The organism is Bradyrhizobium sp. Arg237L (assembly GCF_029990105.1).
Taxonomy (GTDB): Bacteria; Pseudomonadota; Alphaproteobacteria; order Rhizobiales; family Xanthobacteraceae; genus Bradyrhizobium.
The window spans coordinates 20,605-40,803 of sequence record NZ_JAQMIL010000018.1 but is presented as its reverse complement, the minus strand read 5'-3'; the positions used below and the strand labels follow the sequence as shown (position 1 = coordinate 40,803).

Below are 20,199 nucleotides of genomic sequence, written 5' to 3'. Positions count from 1 at the left end.
CATTGCTCCACCTGCGCCTGCGGCCCGATGGATTCTCTGATGTGCAATTGCACATCATAGTTCGCGACTTCGTCGCGCCCCGGAATGACGAGAGCAGCATCTACACGAAATCGATGTGCTTGTTCAGCGGCAACTCGCGGATGCGTTTGCCGGTGGCGGCGAAGATGGCGTTGGCGAGTGCTGGAGCGGCGGGAGGAACCGGGGGCTCGCCGATGCCGCGGATCGGGCTGCCGCTGTCGATGGCGCGTACTTCGATCGCCGGCGCCTGATTGAGGCGCAAGCCTTGGTAGGCGTCGAAGTTCGTCTGCTCGGCGACGCCGTCCTTGAACGTCAGTTCGCAATTGACGGCGTGGCCCAATCCCCAGATCACTGCGCCCTGAACCTGGTTCTCGAAGTTCAGGGGATCGAGCACCTTGCCGACATCGGCGGCGACGAACACATTGTCGATCCGGATGCCGCGCGGCGTGTTCGAGACTTCCACGACCTCGGCCACCGGCACGCCGAATGACAGCGTGAACGCGATGCCGCGGCCGCGATCCTTGCCGGGATCGCTGCCCCATTTCGACATCTCGCCCACCGCTTCAAGCACCCTGCGCGACGGCTCGTGCCAGCACAGCCGGATCAGTTCCTGCAGCGGATCGGCGCCCGCCGCGTGGATCAACTCATCGAGGAAGCCATTGTGCAGGAAACCGTTTGCCGACGCGCCAACCGAGCGCCAGGAGCTCACCGGCACCAGCTCCGGCACGCGATAGCCGGTGACGCGATAATGCGGAATCCGGAACGGCTGGTCCCAGGCGCCCGCCACGATCGCGATATCCGGCCCGAAGGTCGGCATGTGCAGCCGGCCGATCTGAGAGGCTGTCACCGACGGACAGGCGACCTTGAGGTCGTAGGCTTCGACCTTGCCATCCCTGACCGCGCCACGCATGCGCGCCATGCCGAGCGGGCGCGGGAAGTCGTGGGTCATGTCCTCTTCGCGCCTCCAGGTCATCTTGATCGGAGACCCGGGATACGCCTTTGCGAGCTCGACCGCCTGGCGGACATAGTCATCCTCGAGGCGCCGGCCAAAGCTGCCGCCTGACATCAATGAATGAAGGTGGATCTTGTCAGGCGCAAGCCCGCTGACTTCAGCCGCCGCCGCCACCAAGAACAGCGGCATCTGCGTGGCCGTCCAGATATCGAGCCGTCCGTCCTTGAGCTGGACCACGGCGTTCATCGGCTCGAGCGGCGCATGCGCGAGATATGGCACCTTGTATTCGGCCTCGATCACGCCATCGCCCTGCAGCGCGGCCTCGATATCGCCCTCATCCTTGAGCCGGCTGTCCTGGCGCTCGCCGGTGAAGGAGGCCGCGACGGTCTCGAACATCGCCGCACTGGATGGAGGATAGGGCGCCGGTCCCCAATCGCATTTGATCAGTTCCGCCGCCTTGAAGGCGCGCCAGGTGTTGTCGGCGATCACGCCGACCCCGCCGGTGATCGGCACGACCGCAATAACTCCCCTCGCCTTCTCCGCCGCACTCGCGTCATATCCCCTGATGCCGCCGCCGATGCCGGGATTGGCGCGGACCGTCGCATAGACCATGCCGGGCATCCTGATATCGATGCCGAAGGTCGCAGTGCCGGTCGACTTCGCGACGATGTCGATGCGCTGCATCGGCTTGCCGAGATAGCGCCACTCCGACTCCGGCTTGAGCCGGACCTTGCGCGGCGCCTCGATCTTGGCGGCTTCCGCTGCCAGCGACGCGTAACTCAGCATCTCGCCGCGCGGCGTGATCACGCTGCCGTCCCTGGTCTTCAACTGGTGCTTTGGAATTCCGGTCCGCATCGCCGCCGCATGCAACAGGACTTCGCGGGCGGCCGCCCCGGCAATGCGCATCTTCTCATAGGCATCGGCGACCGACGACGACCCGCCGGTGATCTGCAGTCCCAGGAACTTGCTCACCGCATCGCCCACGACGCGCGCAGAGCGCGCCTTGATGCTGGTGTCGGTTGCCGGAACGGGAAGGCCCTCGGCGGCGGCGATGCCATTATAATAAGCATTGCTCGGCGGCCCGAAATCGATCCTGATGTCGTTCCAGGCAATATCGAGCTCCTCGGCGACCAAGGCCGCAAGCACTGACGCGACACCCTGTCCGAGATCGGCGCGCGGCGTGATGATGGTGACGCCGGTCTGGTCGATGCGCACATAAGGCGTCAGCGCCGCCTGCCCATCGCCAAGCTCCTTCAGCAGCGGATTGATCGGCTCGCGCTTATAGGCATAGACGCCGAACGCGACGCCACCCGTGATCACGGCAGTGCCGATCAGGAAGGTGCGCCGCGCGATGGTGCCGGCCCTGCTCATGTCGGGCGGCCCTTGAGTTCACGCGCCGCGGTCTTGATCGCGGCGCGGATGCGCGGATAGGTGCCGCAGCGGCAGAGATTGCCGGACATCGCCTCATCAATGTCGTCGTCGCTCGGATTGCCGTTGGCGCGGAGCAGCGCGGCGGCCGACATGATCTGGCCGGACTGGCAGTAGCCGCATTGCGCGACCTGGTGCTCGACCCACGCCTTTTGGACCGCATGCAGCGCCGCCGGTGTGCCCAATCCTTCGATCGTGATGACGTCGGCTTTGACATCGCCGACCGGCAGTGAGCAGGAACGCACCGGCTCGCCGCCGACATGCACTGTGCAGGCCCCGCACATCGCAATTCCGCAGCCATATTTGGGACCGGTGATGCCGAGCACGTCGCGCAAGACCCACAGCAGGGGCATCTCGTCTTCGACCTCAACCTCATGCGTCCTGCCGTCGACGATGAGCCGCATGCGACCTCCGGAGCCTATGCGATGACGATCCTCGATCGCATGCGCATCTTCTCTGCCGTTCAGGTCAGAGTGGAGGCAGCCTATGCCAAAGCGCTGGCTCTGTCATAGCGGTTCGGAGGCAGTTCACACACGCGTGTGCGCTTTCGCGGCATCACGCCGCACGCAATCGTAGCCCGGGTGAAGCGAACGCGTAACCCGGGACCGCTCGCAAACGTAGATACAGACGTCCCGGGTTGCGCGTTGCGCTTCACCCGGGCTACGAAAGTATCAGGCGCGGCGGCGCTGCGGGGTACCGCCGACGTTGGCGTCCCAGTTGCTCCAGCTTACGCTGGCGAGGCTTCGCCCGTCGGTGGCCAGCGGCCGCTTGGTTCGCCGCTCGTAATCGGCGATGCAGCGCTCCGCTTCCAGGATCTTTCGCTTCAGCTCGCTGATCGCCTGCTCGGTCTTCCGGTTGAAGGTCGGGATAGGGGCGCCCCCGAACCGGGCGATCTCCAATTCCTTGAGCGCAGCGCGCTGCTTCCTGACCTGCGCCCGTTGCCAGGCAATATGGCTATCGCTGTCCGCCGTCATGTCGCAGCCACCAGCTTGGATCGTTGCGTAGCATTGGGCACTTCGATATCGACCTCGAGCATCGAGACAAACTTGCCCCGATCCATCTTGACCACGACTTTCTCCGGATCGAGATCGACATGCTTGGAAACCACGGCGAGGATTTCGGATCGCAGCATTTCCAACAGTTCGGGCGCGCCGCTGCCGCCAACCCCGCGTTCATGCGCGAGCAGGATCTGCAGCCGTTCCCGCGCAACAGGCGCGGAGCCAGAGCGGCCGCCGATAAGCCGCAGGAGATTCATCATGCCGCCCTCCGTCGTAATAGCCTGTTCATCAGTCCCTTGCGTTCGACCGGCACCGTCATCGGCACCGTCTCGCCCATCAGGCGGCGCACCGCATCCATATAGGCGCGGGCCGGCGCGCTGGTGGTGCTGTTCAGCGTGACCGGGCAACCGACATTGGATGCGCGGAGCACGTCCTGACTCTCGGGGATGATGCCGAGCAGCGGCGTCGCAAGGATTTCCAGGATGTCGTCGATCGAGAGCATCTCGCCGCGCGAGGCGCGCGAGGCGTCGTACCGGGTGACGAGCAAGTGCTTTTCGACCCGCTCGCCCCGCTCCGCCTTCGCGGTCTTCGAATCCAGCATGCCGATGATGCGATCGGAGTCGCGCACCGAGGAGACTTCGGGATTGGTGACGATGACCGCCTCGTCCGCATAGCGCATCGCCAGCGTCGCGCCGCGTTCGATGCCCGCCGGGCTGTCGCACAGGATCCAGTCGAACTTGGTCCTGAGCTCGTTGATGACCCGCCGCACGCCCTCATCCGTCAGCGCGTCCTTGTCGCGGGTCTGCGATGCCGGAATCAGCCACAGATTCTCCAGGCGCTTGTCGCGGATCAGCGCCTGCGAGAGCTTGGCGACGCCCTGCACCACGTTGATGAGGTCGAACACGACCCGCCGTTCCGCACCCATGACGAGGTCGAGGTTGCGCAAGCCGACATCGAAGTCGATCACGACAACGCTTTGTCCGGCTTGCGCGAGAGCCGCACCGAGCGCAGCCGTGGACGTCGTCTTGCCGACGCCTCCCTTCCCAGACGTCACGACCAAAACCTTGGCCATTTTCTCTCCTCCTTTGGTCGATCAATTCAGCGCTGTGATTTTGAGGGCATCGTCTTCGAGCCACGCCTGGGCCGGCCGGCTGCGCAGGCTTTCGCCGATGTCCTCTGCGGTCTGGTAGTAGCCATCGATGGCCAGTAGTTCGGCTTCGATCCTCTGGCAGAAGATCCGTGCCGATGAATTGCCGTTGATGCCGGCCATCGCGCGGCCGCGCAGCGTTCCATAGACGTGGATGGAACCGCCGGCGACGATTTCGGCGCCCGAGCCAACCGAGCCCAGCACGGTGACATCGCCGTCGGCGAACACGATCGACTGGCCGGAACGCACCGGCTGGTCGAGCAGCAGCGAAGTCTGTTTCGGCTTCGCTGCCTTGGCCTGCGGCTTTGGCGGCTCAGACTGCGGGAGCCCGCAGGGCCGGCCGCCCGTGAGCAGCGGCGGCAGGCTGTTGGTGAGATGGTCGGGGCTGACGCCCTCGATGCCGAGCACGCGGATATTGCGCTGCTCGAGGTTTGCGACGAGATGCTGGATGGCGCTCTGGCTGAGGTCCAGCGCCGAGAGGTCAAGCACCACCGGCTTGCCGACGAAAAATCCGGGCGAACGGGCGAGCGTCGCGTCGATTTCCCCGAGCCAGCCCACGATCGGGACGACGGGGGTAAACACGAACGCAACGTAGGATCGGCCCCGCATGCGGACCAGTTGACGGTTTGACTGCACAGGTGCGTCCATCGCGGCCGACTCAGCTCCTTTTCGAATGGTTAATGATCGGTAGCCATGGTTAATCATCCGTTAACGAGACTGAAATTCCACGGAAAAAGGTAAAAAAGGCCCATCATGCGGCGCCGGAGGGCAACAGCATGACGGGGGCACGCCGAATCAGTGGCGCAGCGCCGTAGCCCGGGTGGAGCGTCAGCGTAACCCGGGGACCACTGGCCAACGCTGATGCCGCTGTCCCGGGTTGCGCTTCCGCTTCACCCGGGCTACGGGGCAGAGGTCATCGCGAGCCGGCGATGGTGCCGTAGCGGAGGCCCTTTTCCTTGAGCCAGCGGCGATAGGCGACGGAGGAGCTGTCGGCGCGGGTCGGGATCTCCGCGCGTGGTTCGAGCGGCAGCCGCAAGGGACGCTGGTTCTCGACGATGATGCGGTCCTGGGAAAAGATCACCTGCTCGAACTTCAGCATGTCGTTGTAGGCCGACTGCGCGTCGACCAGGAACATCACCGGCTGGGCGCGGCACAGTTCCTCCTCGATCGGCTGGATGAACAGCGCGATCGCATCAAGCCGCGAAGGGGCCGACGGGCACACCCGGTAGAGCATCACCGTGAATGGCGACGGCACGCGGTAGGTGAGCTGCACGAAATCGCCGGCAGATTCCGTCACCGCGATGCGCGGCTGGAAGAACCGGCAATTGGTCGCCCAGACCTCGTCGACGTCGCGGCGGATCTCGCTCTCATAGGTCGGCACCTCCGTGTGCGGCACGGCGCCGAGGATGTCGTGATGGACGAAAGGGAAATGCGCCATGTCGAGGAAATTCTCGATCACGCGCGGCGCGGAGGTGCGCAGCTTGACCCAGCCGCAAATCACGAAGCGGCGGTCCTCCTCCGCGGCCTCAGCGATGTCGAAGATCTCGCGCTGCGGCTGGCCGAGCGTGGTCCAGAGGCAGCCATAGCGCTCCCGGGTCGGCAACGGCGCGGTCGGTGTACCCGCGACGAGCTCCCGTACGCGCGGCGCGCCATCGGCGGCGCGGTCGACGATCAGATCCTGGCCGAGCAGGCGCGTGAGGCGCGGCGTTGACGCCACCTCGGACAGCGTCTCGATCGCGTACCATTCGTTCAGCGCGACGGGATCACTGGTTTTCGCCATTGCCTGCCCCGTCAAACCGCAACGGTCCACTGCACCGAGCCGTGGACGTGCTCGGCGAGCCAGGCGGCGCGGCGCGCGAACAATCCCGGCGCCACTTCGTGAACATGATCGATCAACGCGCGCAGATCGGCCGTCTTCAACTGGCCGTCCTCGACGACGATCCGGCCATCGACCATGGTCAGCGCGACGTCGCCGCCGCGCACCGCATGCACCAGATTGTGCTGCAGGTTGAAATAGGGGCCTTCGCCGAACAGCGGCGTCATCCGCGGCGTGTCGGTTCGCACCGCGATCAGGTCGGCCTTCTTGCCGATTTCGAGCGAGCCGATCTCATGGTCGAGACCGATGGCGCGCGCGCCCATGATCGTACCCATCCGCAGCGCGGTCCAGGAATCCAGTGCAGCCGCATTGAGCGATTTCAGCTTGCCGAGCAGCGAGGCCGCCTTCATCTCCTCGAACATGTCGAGATTGTTGTTCTCCTTCTCGCCGTCGGTGCCGAGGCCGACCGCAAGCCCGGCCCGCAGCATGGCCTCCACGGGGGCGATGCCGCTGGCGAGCTTCATGTTGCTGACGGGGTTGTGCGCCACCGAGACGCCGCGGCGGGCCAGCAGCGCGATCTCGGCATCGTCGAGCCAGACCGCATGCGCGATCATCGCCCGCGGCGTCTCGAACAAGCCGAGATCGTCGAGCACGAACATCGGCCGCTTGCCGTAACGCTTCTCGAACTCGGCGACCTCGATCGAGGCCTCGCTGCAATGGGTGTGGAAACCGGTGCGGTGGCGTTTGGCCATCTCAACGGCGCGGCGTTGCGCAGCCTCGTCGGAATAGAAGAGATGTTCGAGCCCGACCCAGACGGAGATGCGGCCGTCCTCCTTGCCGTTCCAGGCCTCGATTAACAGTTCGTTGTCGTCGAGCGTATCGAAATAATTGTAGTCGGGATGCTCGCCGACATAGGGAACGGCAACGAGACGATTGCCGATGGCACGAGCCGCCCGCGCGCTGCCGTCCATGAAGCGCCACATGTCGACAGTCGTCGTGGTGCCGGAGAGCACGCTTTCTGCATAGCAGAGATAGGATGCGGCCTCCGCTTCGTGCGGCCGCAGCACGCGGTGCATCGGGTTGATGTGCAGCCGCAGCCAGTCCCACACCGGCAGGTGCTCTGCCGTTCCGCGCAGGAAACCGGAATGCATGTGGCAGTTCACCAGCCCCGGCATGACCAGGCAATTCCTGAGGTAGGTGACCTCGGCCGCAGGCTCGGCGGCGCAGAGCGCGTTGCTCTTGCCGACCGCGGCAATGCGGCCGCCGCGCACAAGCACCGCGCCGTCAGGGATGACGCGGTTGGCTGCGTCCATGGTCAGGACGAAGTCGGCGGCGATGATCTGGTCCTTCAGTGCATTCATGGCGCCGGCTCTGCAGGTTTCATGCCGGTGATGAAATCGGCGGCGCGCTCGCCGATCATGACGACAGGCGCATGGGTGTTGCAGGACGGGATGATCGGGATGACAGAGGCATCCGCGATGCGCAGGCCCTCGACGCCACGCACCCGCAACTGTGGATCGACCACGGCGCGCTCGCCTGTGCCCATCGCGCAGGTGCCGCAGGTGTGGAAGAAGGTCGAGCAGCTCATGCGGATGAATTCGATCTTCTCGCTACGCGATAGCAGACGATCCGGCGCCGCCGGCGCCGCGATGAGATCGGCGAAGGCCCTGGTGGCGGAGAGTTCCGTGATGGTATCGATGCCTGCGATCAGGGCTTCGAGGTCGGCGGGCTCGGCGAGGAAGTTCGGCTGCAGATCGATCGCCGCGCCCGGCTCGGCACTCTCAAGCCGCATGCGGCCGACGCTGGTCGAGCGCATCAATCCAGGCGACATCGCGAAGATGTCGCCGGAGAGATCGTAAGCCGAGGCGACCTCATCGTTGGCATGGCGGCCCTGCACGACAAAAGCGTGAAGGTCAGGCGCGGCGAGCGCGGCAGCGCTCTTCCAGTTCATCATGCTGCCGCCGCCATTGTCGCGCACCGGCCCGAACGGCGCCTTCGCGCGAAAGTTCATGCCCATCAGCAGCGGATGGTCCTGCAGGTTCTCGCCGACGCCTTCGAGATCGACCGCGACTGATACGCCGAGCCGCGCCAATTCTTCCGCCGGCCCGATGCCGCTCATCAAGAGCAGCCGCGGGGTATCGATCGCCCCGAGCGCCAGGATGATCTCGGAGTCCGCGCGCGTCTCAACGACCGCGCCGTCGATCATCGAGCGCACCGCGCGGGCGCGGCGGCCCTCGAAGGAAAGGCCGATACCGAGCGCATTGGTGTGGATGGTGAGATTATTCCGATCCGTCACGGGGCGGAGATAGCCGCGCGCCGCGCTCCAACGCTTGCCGCCGCTCACGTTGAGATTGGCGAGGCTGGCGCCCTCATTGGTCGCGCCGTTCGGATCGTCGATCACGGGGATGCCGAGCTCGGCGGCGCCCGCGAGCATCGAGAGTGCAACCGGATGCGGATCGCGCGGGCGTTCGATGCGCAAAGGACCGCCGGCGCCGCGATGGTCGGAGGCGCCGCCCTCCCAGTCCTCGCTGCGCTTGAAGTACGGCAGCACGGAACGGAAATTCCATCCCACAGCGCCAGCTCCCTCCCAGGCGTCGTAGTCGGAGGGATGGCCGCGGTACCACAGCATCGCGTTGAGGCTCGACGAGCCCCCGAGCACGCGTCCGCGCGGAATCGCGATGCTGCGGCCGTTCAATTCGCGCTGCGGCGCGTAGCGATAGCCCCAGTCGTAGGGGCCTCCGAGCAGCGCGGTCCAGTGCGCCGCATCCTCGATCGCGGCAATGCCGGCATCCGACGGCCCGGCTTCGAGCAGCAGCACGCTGGCATCGCTGCGCTCGGCCAGCCGCCGCGCCACCACCGCGCCGCCGGATCCGCCGCCGACCACGATGTAATCATAGGCGGGTAGGAGCGCGGTCATGACGATAGCGCCATGCTATTTGGTTGGCTCAGTCCGCGCGCTCTTGTTTCACCTCTCCCGCTTGCGGGAGAGGTCGGCGCGCACGCGCCGGGTGAGGGCTCTCTCCACTGGCGAGAGGCTGAATCGTGGAGAGACCCCCACCCCGGCCCTCCCCCGCAAGCGGGAGAGGGGGCGCAGCTTCGCGTTGGCACCATTCGATCCAATCTCACCATGCGCTAATTGTGCTCGCTCGGGCCCATGATGACGATGTTCTCGGTGTGCTCGACATGGCGGACGAAAATGTATTTGTCCTCGCGCCCGTCGCTGTGCTTGCGCTTGATGTCGGGCTGCACCGTGCCGGATACTTTTGCCACGACCAGATACGGCTCCCGCGCCGCCAGTCCTTCCGCGCAATGCTTATCGAATTCCTCCACCGTGTGCGCGGTGTGGGCGCGCGTCACGCCTGCGCCACGCGCGATCGCGGCGATGTCGACGCGGCCGCTCGCGGTGTGCGTCGGCGGGCCGCCGATCGACTGGTAGCATTCATTGTCCCAGACCACGATGAAGAGGTTGTTCGGCTGCTCGTTGGCGATGGTGGCGAGGATGCCGAGGTTGAACATCATGCCGCCGTCGGTATCGAGCGAGACGATGCGCCGGTGCGGCAGGCCGGCGGCGAGCCCAAGGGCCTGCGCGCTGACGCAGCCGAGCTGCTGCTGGAACAGGCTGGCCTCGCGCATATGTGGCGCGGCATTGTACCATTCGTCGACGCTGGCGCCAAGCGAGAGGATCACGAGCTCATCGGAGAGCCTGCGCGCCAGCGCCTTCATGCAGTCGAACCGCTTCATCGCACCACACTCCCGCCCAGCGCGACCGCCGAGTGATAATAGGCTGAGTAGGACCAACTGAACGCATCGGTGATGGCGCGCTCGATCCGCTCCTCTTCCGTCACGATGCTATAGGGAATCCGCAGCGCATTCAGCACCGGCTCCATGGTGATACCGTGCGGGATCGCCCACCAATTGTTCTCGCCGAGCTCGCCGCGATAGCTCATCAGCATCACCACGGGGATGCCGGCGCCGAGCCCCATCCGCGCCAACGGCTCGACCGAGGCGCGCAAGCCGGAATTCTCCATCACCAGCGCCGCGCGCTTGCCGGACAGGAACACGCCGCCGCAGATCGCCGCCCCCTCGCCTTCATTGGTGACGCGAATGGTGCGGATGTCGGGGTCGGCATCGAGCGCCGGATAGAGTTCCTTGAACAAAGAGTCCGGCAGATAGCAGACGATGCTGACGCCCGCTTTCTTCAAGCCCCGGATCACGGCCTCGACGGCAGATGGCTTCATGCGATCTCCTTTCGGCCAAGTTCTCAGGCGCGAGATGTTCTGAATAGGCCCTGATTTCTCACCAGCCTGATGCGCCCTGCGCAACATGTCTCAGCCGCCGGACAGGCCCTCGATCGCCCGCGTCAGCATGGTGGCGAGGCTCGAGGCTGCCTCCGACATGCCGGACTTGGCGCGCGACAGCAGCACAAGCTTGCGCGGCCGCAATTTGGGATCGCGCAGCGGCACGAACACCAGGGCTCCGCTCCTGATCTCGCGCTGCACGCCGATCCGCGTCTGCAGCGCGACGCTGTTGCCGCGCATCGCAAGGTCGGCCATGACGGTGATCGAGTTGGTGAGCGCCCGCCGCCCGAAATCGATCGAGGAGCCGTTCAGCGCCTCCTCGATCGAGGCGCCGAGCGAGAGGCTGGCATCCGACAGCACCACGCGCTCGCCGGCGAGATCGAACAGTTTGAGTTCACTGCGGCCGGCGAGCCGATGTCCGGGATGCATCAGCGCACCCAGATTCAGCACCGTGCCGGCGAGCCGCTGCGCGTTGCGCGGCGTCTTGATGTCGAAGGCGATGCCGATGTCGCATTCGCCGTCAGCCACCGCATCGAACGCATGTTCCGATCCCATCACCTTGATATCGACTGTGATCGCCGGATAGCTCTCCCAGAACGTCGACATCACGTCGAGCAGAAGCCCGCGCGCGATGCTCTCCACCACCGCCACCGTGACAGTGCCGCGACGAAGGCCCTGGAGATCGTTGATCTCGGTGTAGGCGCGCGTCATCTCGCCCTGGCTGGCTCGCGTGCGATACAGCAGAATTTCGCCGGCGCTGGTGAGCTTCAGCCGCTGACGGATGCGCTCGAACAACGGCGTCTGCAGCTCGTCCTCGAGCTGGCCGATCACGCGGCTGATCGAGGACGGCGCGACGTTGAGCACGCGCGCGGCCTGCCGGATCGAGCCGAGCTGGGCGACGAGCTGGAAATAATGCAGGCGCGTCGAGATCAGGCCGAGCCGGTGTGGGTCCATCGTGCTATTCGAACAGCGGCGCGAGCCGCATTTCCGGCACCAGCACCAATCCCTTGTCGGTGAGGCGGATTTCGGGGATCACCGACAGCGGGATCAGGTTGAAGCCCATATAGGGAATGGTGCAACCGGCCTCCTGCCATGCCACCTTTAATTTCTGCACCTCTTCGGCAACCTCCGTGACGCGCCTATCGGAGAGCAGGCCTGCAATCGGCAGCGGCACCATCGCCTTCACCTTGCCGTCGGCAACGACGCAAACGCCGCCCTGATGGTCCTTGATGGCCGCAAGCGCGACCTGCATGTCGTCTTCGTTGGTGCCGGCAATGATGATGTTGTGGCTGTCATGCCCCACGCTCGATGCCACCGCGCCGCGCTTGAGGCCGAAATCCTTCAACAGGCCATGGGCAACGTTGCCAGCCGACTTGCCGTGGCGCTCCACCACAGCGACGAAGCAGAGGCCGTGGCGCTCGAACAGCGGCCGCCAGTCATTGGCCGGCTCGATCGCGACGCGGTCGTGGATCAGGGTAATGCCGGGCAGCGCGGTCCGGATGGCGTTGACGGTGCAAGCCTCGGTCGGCAGCGCCGGCGTCAGCTTCACCTTGTCAGGCAGTTTCACGGTCGAATATGCGGCTTGCGGATAGCGATAGCGCTTCGACAGCGCGGCATCCAGCGACGCGGTGATCTTGCCGTTCTCGACCACGCATTCGCCGCCATACCAGGTGGCGTGCGGCTTCAGCGAATCGTCGAGCAGCACCAGATCGGCGCGGCGGCCGCCGCCGAGGCCGCCGATCTCGCCCTCGGTGCCGAAGCGCGTGGCGCCGTGCAGCGAACCCATCGACCATGCCTGTTCCGGCGACATGCCGGCCTTCACTGCCTCGCGCACGACCCAGTCGAGACCGAATTGCAGGAGATCATCGGCGTCGCGATCGTCGGTGCAGACGGCGACGCGCTTATGCGACGCGCCGAGCTCGGTGATGGTGCGGATCGCCTGCGGCAGCGAATGCCACGGCGTGGTCGGCGGACCGCCACGCAGGAAGATCCACACGCCTGCCTCCAGCAGATCGTCGGCGATATCGCGGTCGATCGCCTCATGGGTGTCGGTGACGCCGCTCGCCGCATAGGCCGCGACGAATTCGCGGCCATAGACATGGCCCGACACCGGCCGTCCGCGCTTAAGCGCCGCAGCAAGGATCGCGTGGCTGCGCTCGTCGCCGAGCGTCACGGGAACGAAATCCATCTTCTCGCCGAGCGCCACCGCCTCCGGCCAGCGGTCGAACAGGCCGGCGATCTTCTCCGCCGTGAGATCGCCGCCGGCGGTCTCGAGTTCCGGCGAGGTGGCCGGCACCGTGCTCGGCACGGTGAGGAAGATCGAGAGCGGCGCCTCGCGCGCATCCTCCAGCATGGCCTCGACGCCGGCAACGTCCATCACATTTCCGATCTCGTGGCTGTCGCAGAAGATCGTCGTGGTGCCGTTGAGCAGCGCCGCTTCCGCATAGGCGCAAGCCGTCACCATCGAGGATTCGATATGGATGTGCGGATCGACCAGCCCCGGCGCGATGATGCCGCCGGCGACGTCCTTGATCGCGGCGTCGCCAGAGGCCACCTTGTGCGTGCCGACCGGCTTCACCGCGGCGATCCGCCCGCCCGCAATCCAGATCTCCCTGTTGTCGATGATCCGCTCCGAATAGGTCGAGAGCACGCGCGCGCCGGTGATGACGAGATCGGGCGCCGCCCGCCCCGAAGCGACGTCGGCGAGACGACGGGTCATGGTGTGGAGCGGCTGGACGGAAAAGCGGGTGAGCCTGGTCATGGGGGCCTCTTACGTTGCGCGTGCGTGATCGGCCTCAATAATAGTCGGGAATGCCCGGCATGGTCACGAAACCTGGGATCGCCCGCACGCGGCGCATCCAGCGCCGCAGTGCCGGATAGGCCTCATGTTCGATGCCGAAATCGCGGCTCAGCGCGATTGCCGGGAACAGCGCGAGATCGGCAAGTGACGGATTGTCGCCGACGAACCAGGCGGCACGATCAAATTCGCGTGCCGTCATGTGATCCTCCATCAGACGGAAGGCGCGCCGCGCGGCAAAGCCCAAGGCTACGTCGTCGCCGGGCTCGTCAAACATCGCCAGCCTCCGCGCGAGGAAGGCGGCATGGAGATCGCGGCCGGCAAATTGCAGCCACATCGCGACCAGGCCGTGCGCTTTCGGGTCAGTGGGCAGCCACGCGTTACCGTTGTCATGGGCGCGGGCGAGATAGGTCATGATCGCTTCCGCTTCGCTCAGTGCGAATTCGCCATCGTTGAGGATCGGCAGGCTGCCGCGCGGATTGAGCGCCATCAAGGCGGGTCCGAGATGTTCACGGCCCGGCACCATGTTGACCGCGACCTTGCGGTAGGACTGTCCGAGCACGGACAGGAGCAGCCGCACCTTGTAGCAATTCTCGTCGAGCTCGAAGTCGTAGAGGGTCATCTCGCTCACAGCGCCACCTCGTGACGCAGTTCGCCGGCGTACCGCGCCGCTCCTTCGATCTCACGCCGCAAGGCTTCGCCCCAGGCGGAGACACGTTTCTGGCTGTCGCCGCCATAGACGTCCGGCGATCCCGCGATGACGATATGCAGCGCGGCTTCCACGTCAGACAGCTGCTGCACCGCGACCAGGATTTCGTCGCCGCCGCTCCTCAGCGAGACCAGCGCATCGGTTCGCGACCGCTGCGTCGTGCCGGCCGCGTTCTTGAGCGCTGGGCATTCGGCCAGGACGAGCGCGTCGAATACCTTGGCTGCCGAAGCATCGACATAGAGGCTGCGCACCGGCGTCACCGGGGCGCCCTCGGCAAACCCGATGATGTCCTGCGGCGCGTCGCTGTCGAGCTCGTTATAGGCCCAGACGATGCCGAGCCGTTCGATCGACGGATAGGTCGCAACCCGGATCGTACCCGGCACTGCAACATCGGGATGTGCCGGAATATAGCGGCATTGCGCCGAGGTGTCGTACTGCCAGCCGTGATAGAGACAGGCGATGTGATTGTCGCGCACGAAGCCGAAACTCAAGCGCATGCCGCGATGCGGGCAGCGGTCTTCCCAGACATGCGAGGTATCAGCGCTGTCGCGCCAGACCACAAGCTCGCGGCCGAACAACCGCGTGCCAGTGGACATGCCGCGCTCCAGCCCCTCCGCCAGCGCGACCGGATACCAACCTGTTTCCATTAGCCCATCTCCATCACCAAGCCCAAAGCACGACTTACACCGAGGCATTTTTCCGACAGACATCCCGCACCAGGCAGTCGATCGGCCCGAGGCTGCACGCCATCTCGAACGCGTCGACCAGCGCCGGCTGTCCTGAAACTGCTACCTCGATGCAATCAGGCGTCGCCGTCTCCACCACTGCATCGAGCTGCAAACGCCGCGCGCGGTGGTTGACGAACTCGACAAAACTCTCGACGCGAAACTGTCCGCTGAAGACGATGACGGTTGCTCCCTGCATGCGCTCACATCCCTGTGGTTCGATTTATTCGAGCGTGCCGCGATCAGGGCAAGCGGAAAGATTGCCCATGCATATCCTTTGAGCAGAGAAGCAGCGATCTGCTTGTTTTTTAAGGCATCGTTGCCGAACGATGTTGCGCTGGATCGATCACCGCAATCGAAAAAAAGCGCCTATGCGAAACAGGGAACGACAGACAGGCTGAATGTGCGCAAGCGTGCGGGATGGGCCGGTGATGCCGCCGATGCGCGGGCTGCGGCATGGACCTTGCTACTGAAATCCTTCGGTAACCGAGCGCCGACACGCTGTGTCGGCGATCGGCTTTGCCCGGAGTTTCCGGCAGGTCTTGGTCACGGCAACCATCCGCAAGAGAACACAGGCTCCAACACGAGGCTTAGCTCAATCATGTCAGACCTCCGCCATCTGTCCCGCCGGCGCTTCCTGAACCTCGGTGCCGCCGCCGGTTCCTCGCTCCTGCTGCCGCCAGGCCTGATCCGCTCCGCGCGCGCCGCGGCGCCGCTGCCGGCGGTCGCCGAGAAAGATGCCGTGATCGCCTTCGGCCACACCGGTCCCGTCACCGACGAAGGCTGGACGTGGAGTCACGACCAGGGGATGAAGGCGGTGAAAGCGGCGTTCCCGCAGGTGAAGACCGTGTTCGTGGAGAGCATCCCCTACTCCGCCGATGCGACGCGCACTTACCGGCAGTTCGTCTCCGAGAATGCCTGCATGGTGTTCGCGACCTCGAACTATGGCGACTTCCTCTACGACGTGGCGAAGCGCTCGCCGAAGGTCGCGTTCTACGAATGCGACGGCCGCAACCCGCTCGACAATCTCAGCACCTACTATGTCGCGCACTGGTACCCAACCTATGTGACGGGCGTCGCCGCCGGCCTGATGAGCAAGAGCGGCAAGCTCGGCTATGTCGCATCCTTCCCGGTGCCGTCGGTGTTCTCAGGCACCAACGCGTTCCTGATGGGCGCGCGCTCGGTCAATCCGAACGCCACCATGCAGGTCATCACGATCAATTCCTGGTTCGATCCGCAGGCCGCCACCCAAGCCGGCACCGCCCTGCTCGACAATGGCTGCGACCTCCTGTTCGGCATCATGGACGAGGCCGGCTATCTGCAGGTCGCCGAGAAGCGCGGCGCCAAAGCGGTGATGTGGAACACGGATATCCGCCGCTACGGGCCGAAGGCCTACATCAGCTCGATCGTCATCGACTTCAAGCAATACTATGTCGGCGAGGTGAAGAAGCGGCTCGAAGGCACCTGGACGCCCTCCACCACCATCCTGCCGATGGGCGCCGGCGTCGACCGCGACGCCTGGGGCGAGAGCGTGCCGGAGGACGTGCGCAAGCAGGCTGACGCCGTGCGCGAAAAGATCCTTGGCGGATGGTCGCCTTTCGTCGGCGAGATCAAGGACGCCAAGGGCAATGTGAAGGTCGCCAGCGGCCAACGCATGAGCGAGGCCCAGCTCTACAACTGGGATTGGCCGATCGCCGGCATCTCCGGGCTCTGACGCGCAATCGTGATGGCGATGCCCGTTGTCACCGAGCGTCCTCCCGGCACGCCGCCACTCGTGCAGCTCCGGGGCATCGCCAAGTATTTTCCCGGCGTCGTTGCCAACCAGGATGTGGACCTCGAAGTATGGCCCGGCGAGATCCACGCACTCCTGGGTGAGAACGGCGCCGGGAAATCCACGTTGATGAATATCCTCACCGGCATCTACCAGGCGGATGCCGGGGAGATCATCATCGACGGTTACCTGAAGAGCTTCGCCTCGCCGGTGGAAGCGATCGCGGCCGGCATTGGCATGGTGCATCAGCACTTCAAATTGGTGCGCGCCTTCACCGTCGCCGAGAACATCCATCTCGGCTGGTCGGAAACGCCGCGCGCGATCAGCGCACAGGAACTGGAAGCGCGCACCGCGCAGCTTTCGGCCTCGCTCAATCTCGCGGTTCGTCCTGGCGCGCGGATCGACGAACTCTCGACCGGCGAGCAGCAGCGGGTCGAGATCCTGCGCGTGCTCGCCCGCAAGGCGCGTGTATTGATCCTGGACGAGCCGACCGCGGTGCTGACGCCCTCGGAAGCGCGCGAATTGTTCAAGGCGCTGAAGGAATTCGTCGCGCGCGGCAACGCCGTGATCTTCATCAGCCACAAGCTCGACGAGGTGCTTGAGATTTCCGACCGCATCACCGTGCTGCGCGGCGGCCGCAAAGTGGCGACCGAGCCGACCAGCGCCTGCAGCGAGACGATGCTGGCGAAACTGATGGTCGGCCACGAGATCGTGCTCGACGATTTGCGCGCACGCGGACCGAACGCGGTCGCCAAATCCAACGGGCCCGTCGTCCGCCTGCGCGAGGTGACGGCGCGGGACAGCACCGGGCATACCGTCCTGAACAGGGTTTCGCTCGATATCGCGGGCGGAGAGATTCTCGGCATCGCAGGGGTGGCCGGCAATGGGCAGAAAGAGCTGAGCGAACTTCTGACCGGAATGCGCGCGGCCAGCTCCGGACAGATCATGCTCGGCGGGCGCGATGTCTCGGCCGCAGGCGCCGGTGATTTCGCGGATTTCGGCGTCGGCCATATCCCTGAGGACCGGCTGCGCAGTGGACTGGCGCCCGCGCTCAGCGTCACCGACAACGCGGTGATCCGCGAATATGACCGCGCGCCGGTCTCGCTCGGACCGTGGTACCGGCCGCGCGCGGCAGCGGCGCTGGCGCGCAAAATCGCGGAAGCTGCCGCCGTGATGGTGCCGAACTATTCGATGCCGATCCGCAACCTCTCCGGCGGCAACCAGCAGCGCTTCGTGGCGCGGCGCGAGATGCGGATCGCCACGAAACTGCTCGTCGCCGCCTATCCGAGCCGCGGCCTCGACGTCGGCGCCATCAACACGATGATGCGCTATTTCGTCGAGCTGCGCGACGCCGGCGTCGGCATCGTCGTGATCTCGGAAGAGCTCGAGGAACTGCTCAACCTCTCCGACCGCATCGCGGTGATGTTCCACGGCGAGATCATGGGCATCGTCGACAGCGCGGGCGCCGATATCGAACAGATCGGCCTGATGATGGGCGGTCAGCGCGCGGCCAGACCAGTGCGCGCGGCCGCGATGGTGCATTGACGATGGCGATCCGCCTGCAACGCCTGCCATCGGCCTCGCCTGCCATCGCGCTTGCGGCACGCGCGATCGCGATCCTGCTGGCGCTGGTCACCGCCGGACTGCTGCTCGCGGCCATCGGCGCGCAGCCGCTCAAGCTGGCGCAGCAGGTTCTGAGGTCGACGTTCGGCTCCGGTTTCGGGCTCGAGGACGTCGGCCTGCTGGTCACACCGCTGATCCTCACCGGGCTTTCGGTCGCCGTCGCGCTCAGGATCGGCGCCTGGAATATCGGCGCGGAAGGACAATTCTATGCCGGCGCCTTTGCCGCGACCGGCGTAGCGCTGTTCGTCCCCGGCCCGACCATTGTGATGCTGCCGCTGATGTTCCTCGCCGGCGCAATTGGCGGTCTGATCTGGATCCTGGTGCCGACGCTTGCGCGCGCCTATGCCGATGTCAGCGAGCTCATCACGACGCTCTTGCTCAACTTCGTCGCCACGCTGCTGGTCTATTATGTCGCGACCGGCCCTTGGCTCGATCCCGGCGGGCATGCGCTGGGGACCACCGCGCGGCTGAAGCACGACGTGCCCGAATTCATCGGCATGGTGCATTGGGGCTTTCCGATCGCGATCCTGGTGGCCGTGATCACCGCCGCCGCCTTCAGCTTCACGCGCTGGGGCTATGAGGTGCGGATCGCGGGCTCCAACCCGCAGGCCGCCAAATATGCCGGCATGCCGTTCCGCCGCCATTTGATCGTGGTGATGCTGCTGTCGGGCGCGACCGCTGGCATCGCCGGCATGCTCGAGGTCGCCGGCACAGTGCATCGGCTGCAGGGCGGCATCTCCAACAATTTCGGCTATCTCGGCATCATGGTCGCGGTGCTGGCGCGCGGCTCCTGCATCGGCGTGATCGCCGGAGCGGCGCTGATGGCCGTGATCCTCAACTCCGGCATCATCCTGCAGACCCAGGGCGTCAATACGTCCACCGTGCTCGCCATCACCGGGCTGATCCTGTTCTTCACCGCTGTCGGCGACGAGCTCGCGCATTTCCGCATCGTCAGCAGCAAACCGACCGAGGCCTGAAGATGGACCTGATCGCAGGCATCCTGCACACTTCGCTGCTTGCCGGCGGCGTGCTGGCGCTGGCCGCGCTTGGCGAGGTGCTGGCCGAGCGCGTCGGCGTGGTCAATCTCGGCGTCGAAGGATTGATGGCGCTCGGCGCGATCACCGGCGTTGCCGCCGTCGTCACGACCAAGAGTCCGACCGCCGGTTTCGCGCTGGCGCTCGTGGTTGGGTTCGTGGTCGGCATGGTGTTTGCCGCGATCACGGTCTACCTGCGCGCCAACCAGGTGCTGTGCGGCCTCGCATTGACCTTGATGGGCACCGGCTTTGCCGCGACCGTCGGCAAGGCCTATTCCGGAATCCCGGCACCGGCGACGTTTACCGGCGTCGAGATCCCCTATCTCAGCTCGATCCCGCTGATCGGCCAGGTGCTGTTCACGCAGAATGTGCTGGTCTACCTGATCTACATCATCCTGCCGGTGATGCTGCATGTCCTGATGTTCCGCACCCGCCACGGCCTCAACCTGCGCGCGGTCGGCGAAAACCCGGCAGCGGCCGATGCCGCAGGGATCGCCGTGCAGCGGATCCGCTTCTGGTATGTGACCGCGGGCGCGGCGCTCGCCGCCGGCGCCGGTGCCTATCTCACGCTCGCTTTCGTTCCCTCCTGGTCGGAAGGCGTCGTCGCCGGCCGCGGCTGGATCGCGGTGGCGCTGGTGATCTTCGCCGGCTACCGCCCGCTGAATGCGGTGCTGGCGGCACTGCTATTCGGCGTCATCACGTCGCTCGGCTTCGTCGGGCAGGCGCGCAACTGGCCGATCGCCGCGCCAGTGCTCTCGATGCTGCCCTATCTCGGCACCATCGCCTTCATCGTCGTTCCCGTCGTCGCATGGCACCGCATGCGCCAGGTGATGGCCGCGCCTGCCGCGCTCGGCGTTCCCTATTATCGTGACCTGCGGTGACC

Annotated in this window: 20 protein-coding genes; 4 read left to right on the top strand and 16 right to left on the bottom strand. The window is 65.5% G+C overall.

Going from position 1 to position 20,199, the window contains the following annotated elements; genetic code table 11:
* Window positions 1-100: 100 nt before the first annotated feature.
* The 16 genes from OZ411_RS13425 to OZ411_RS13350 form a co-directional block, all read right to left on the bottom strand.
* Window positions 101-2,341: a molybdopterin cofactor-binding domain-containing protein gene (locus tag OZ411_RS13425; protein ID WP_282528321.1), complete on the bottom strand. Its 2,241-nt coding sequence runs from the start codon at window positions 2,339-2,341 to the stop codon at window positions 101-103.
* Entirely contained in the window at window positions 2,338-2,802 is a 465-nt protein-coding gene (locus tag OZ411_RS13420) for a (2Fe-2S)-binding protein (protein WP_130578239.1), read from the bottom strand. The genes OZ411_RS13425 and OZ411_RS13420 overlap by 4 nt, the downstream gene beginning before the upstream one ends.
* Window positions 2,803-3,069: 267 nt before the next feature.
* Window positions 3,070-3,372: a hypothetical protein gene (locus OZ411_RS13415; protein WP_130578240.1), complete on the bottom strand. Its 303-nt coding sequence runs from the start codon at window positions 3,370-3,372 to the stop codon at window positions 3,070-3,072.
* Window positions 3,369-3,653, bottom strand: a complete 285-nt coding sequence (minE, locus tag OZ411_RS13410; protein ID WP_130578266.1) for a cell division topological specificity factor MinE — start codon at window positions 3,651-3,653, stop codon at window positions 3,369-3,371. Before minE ends, OZ411_RS13415 begins: the two co-directional genes overlap by 4 nt.
* Window positions 3,653-4,468, bottom strand: a complete 816-nt coding sequence (gene minD, locus OZ411_RS13405) for a septum site-determining protein MinD (RefSeq protein WP_130578241.1) — start codon at window positions 4,466-4,468, stop codon at window positions 3,653-3,655. Before minD ends, minE begins: the two co-directional genes overlap by 1 nt.
* 21 nt (window positions 4,469-4,489) lie before the next feature.
* A complete protein-coding gene (gene minC / locus OZ411_RS13400) occupies window positions 4,490-5,191 on the bottom strand; it encodes a septum site-determining protein MinC (RefSeq protein WP_130578242.1) in 702 nt (233 codons plus the stop codon).
* Between the two features lie 265 nt (window positions 5,192-5,456).
* Window positions 5,457-6,323, bottom strand: coding sequence for an aromatic ring-hydroxylating dioxygenase subunit alpha (locus OZ411_RS13395; protein WP_282528320.1), 867 nt, complete (start codon window positions 6,321-6,323; stop codon window positions 5,457-5,459).
* Between the two features lie 11 nt (window positions 6,324-6,334).
* Window positions 6,335-7,720, bottom strand: a complete 1,386-nt coding sequence (locus OZ411_RS13390; protein ID WP_282528319.1) for an amidohydrolase — start codon at window positions 7,718-7,720, stop codon at window positions 6,335-6,337.
* Window positions 7,717-9,276 (bottom strand): GMC family oxidoreductase N-terminal domain-containing protein, encoded by a 1,560-nt coding sequence (locus tag OZ411_RS13385; protein WP_282528318.1) that lies wholly within the window; start codon window positions 9,274-9,276, stop codon window positions 7,717-7,719. The genes OZ411_RS13390 and OZ411_RS13385 overlap by 4 nt, the downstream gene beginning before the upstream one ends.
* 215 nt (window positions 9,277-9,491) lie before the next feature.
* Entirely contained in the window at window positions 9,492-10,100 is a 609-nt protein-coding gene (locus OZ411_RS13380) for a thiamine pyrophosphate-dependent enzyme (RefSeq protein WP_282528317.1), read from the bottom strand.
* Window positions 10,097-10,597: a thiamine pyrophosphate-binding protein gene (locus tag OZ411_RS13375; protein ID WP_282528316.1), complete on the bottom strand. Its 501-nt coding sequence runs from the start codon at window positions 10,595-10,597 to the stop codon at window positions 10,097-10,099. The genes OZ411_RS13380 and OZ411_RS13375 overlap by 4 nt, the downstream gene beginning before the upstream one ends.
* Before the next feature lie 90 nt (window positions 10,598-10,687).
* Window positions 10,688-11,611: a LysR family transcriptional regulator gene (locus OZ411_RS13370; RefSeq protein WP_130578246.1), complete on the bottom strand. Its 924-nt coding sequence runs from the start codon at window positions 11,609-11,611 to the stop codon at window positions 10,688-10,690.
* Window positions 11,612-11,615: 4 nt separating this feature from the next.
* Window positions 11,616-13,418, bottom strand: a complete 1,803-nt coding sequence (locus OZ411_RS13365; protein ID WP_282528315.1) for an adenine deaminase C-terminal domain-containing protein — start codon at window positions 13,416-13,418, stop codon at window positions 11,616-11,618.
* A 34-nt stretch (window positions 13,419-13,452) separates the two neighbouring features.
* Window positions 13,453-14,076: a glutathione S-transferase family protein gene (locus OZ411_RS13360; RefSeq protein WP_282528382.1), complete on the bottom strand. Its 624-nt coding sequence runs from the start codon at window positions 14,074-14,076 to the stop codon at window positions 13,453-13,455.
* A gap of 5 nt (window positions 14,077-14,081) precedes the next feature.
* Window positions 14,082-14,810, bottom strand: coding sequence for a Rieske (2Fe-2S) protein (locus OZ411_RS13355; protein ID WP_282528314.1), 729 nt, complete (start codon window positions 14,808-14,810; stop codon window positions 14,082-14,084).
* A gap of 34 nt (window positions 14,811-14,844) precedes the next feature.
* Window positions 14,845-15,087 (bottom strand): hypothetical protein, encoded by a 243-nt coding sequence (locus OZ411_RS13350; RefSeq protein WP_282528313.1) that lies wholly within the window; start codon window positions 15,085-15,087, stop codon window positions 14,845-14,847.
* A gap of 402 nt (window positions 15,088-15,489) precedes the next feature.
* Between OZ411_RS13350 and OZ411_RS13345 the strand changes: the two genes are divergently transcribed.
* Genes OZ411_RS13345 through OZ411_RS13330 form a run of 4 tightly spaced genes read left to right on the top strand, consistent with a single transcriptional unit; the run spans window position 15,490 to window position 20,197 of the window.
* Window positions 15,490-16,602 carry a BMP family ABC transporter substrate-binding protein gene (locus OZ411_RS13345; protein ID WP_282528312.1) on the top strand — a complete coding sequence of 371 codons (1,113 nt, stop codon included), beginning with the start codon at window positions 15,490-15,492 and terminating at the stop codon, window positions 16,600-16,602.
* A 12-nt stretch (window positions 16,603-16,614) separates the two neighbouring features.
* Window positions 16,615-18,204 carry an ABC transporter ATP-binding protein gene (locus tag OZ411_RS13340; RefSeq protein ID WP_282528311.1) on the top strand — a complete coding sequence of 530 codons (1,590 nt, stop codon included), beginning with the start codon at window positions 16,615-16,617 and terminating at the stop codon, window positions 18,202-18,204.
* Window positions 18,205-18,206: 2 nt separating this feature from the next.
* Complete coding sequence (locus OZ411_RS13335) at window positions 18,207-19,259, top strand: ABC transporter permease (protein ID WP_282528310.1); 1,053 nt, start codon at window positions 18,207-18,209, stop codon at window positions 19,257-19,259.
* A 2-nt stretch (window positions 19,260-19,261) separates the two neighbouring features.
* Entirely contained in the window at window positions 19,262-20,197 is a 936-nt protein-coding gene (locus OZ411_RS13330) for an ABC transporter permease (RefSeq protein ID WP_282528309.1), read from the top strand.
* Window positions 20,198-20,199: the final 2 nt, after the last annotated feature.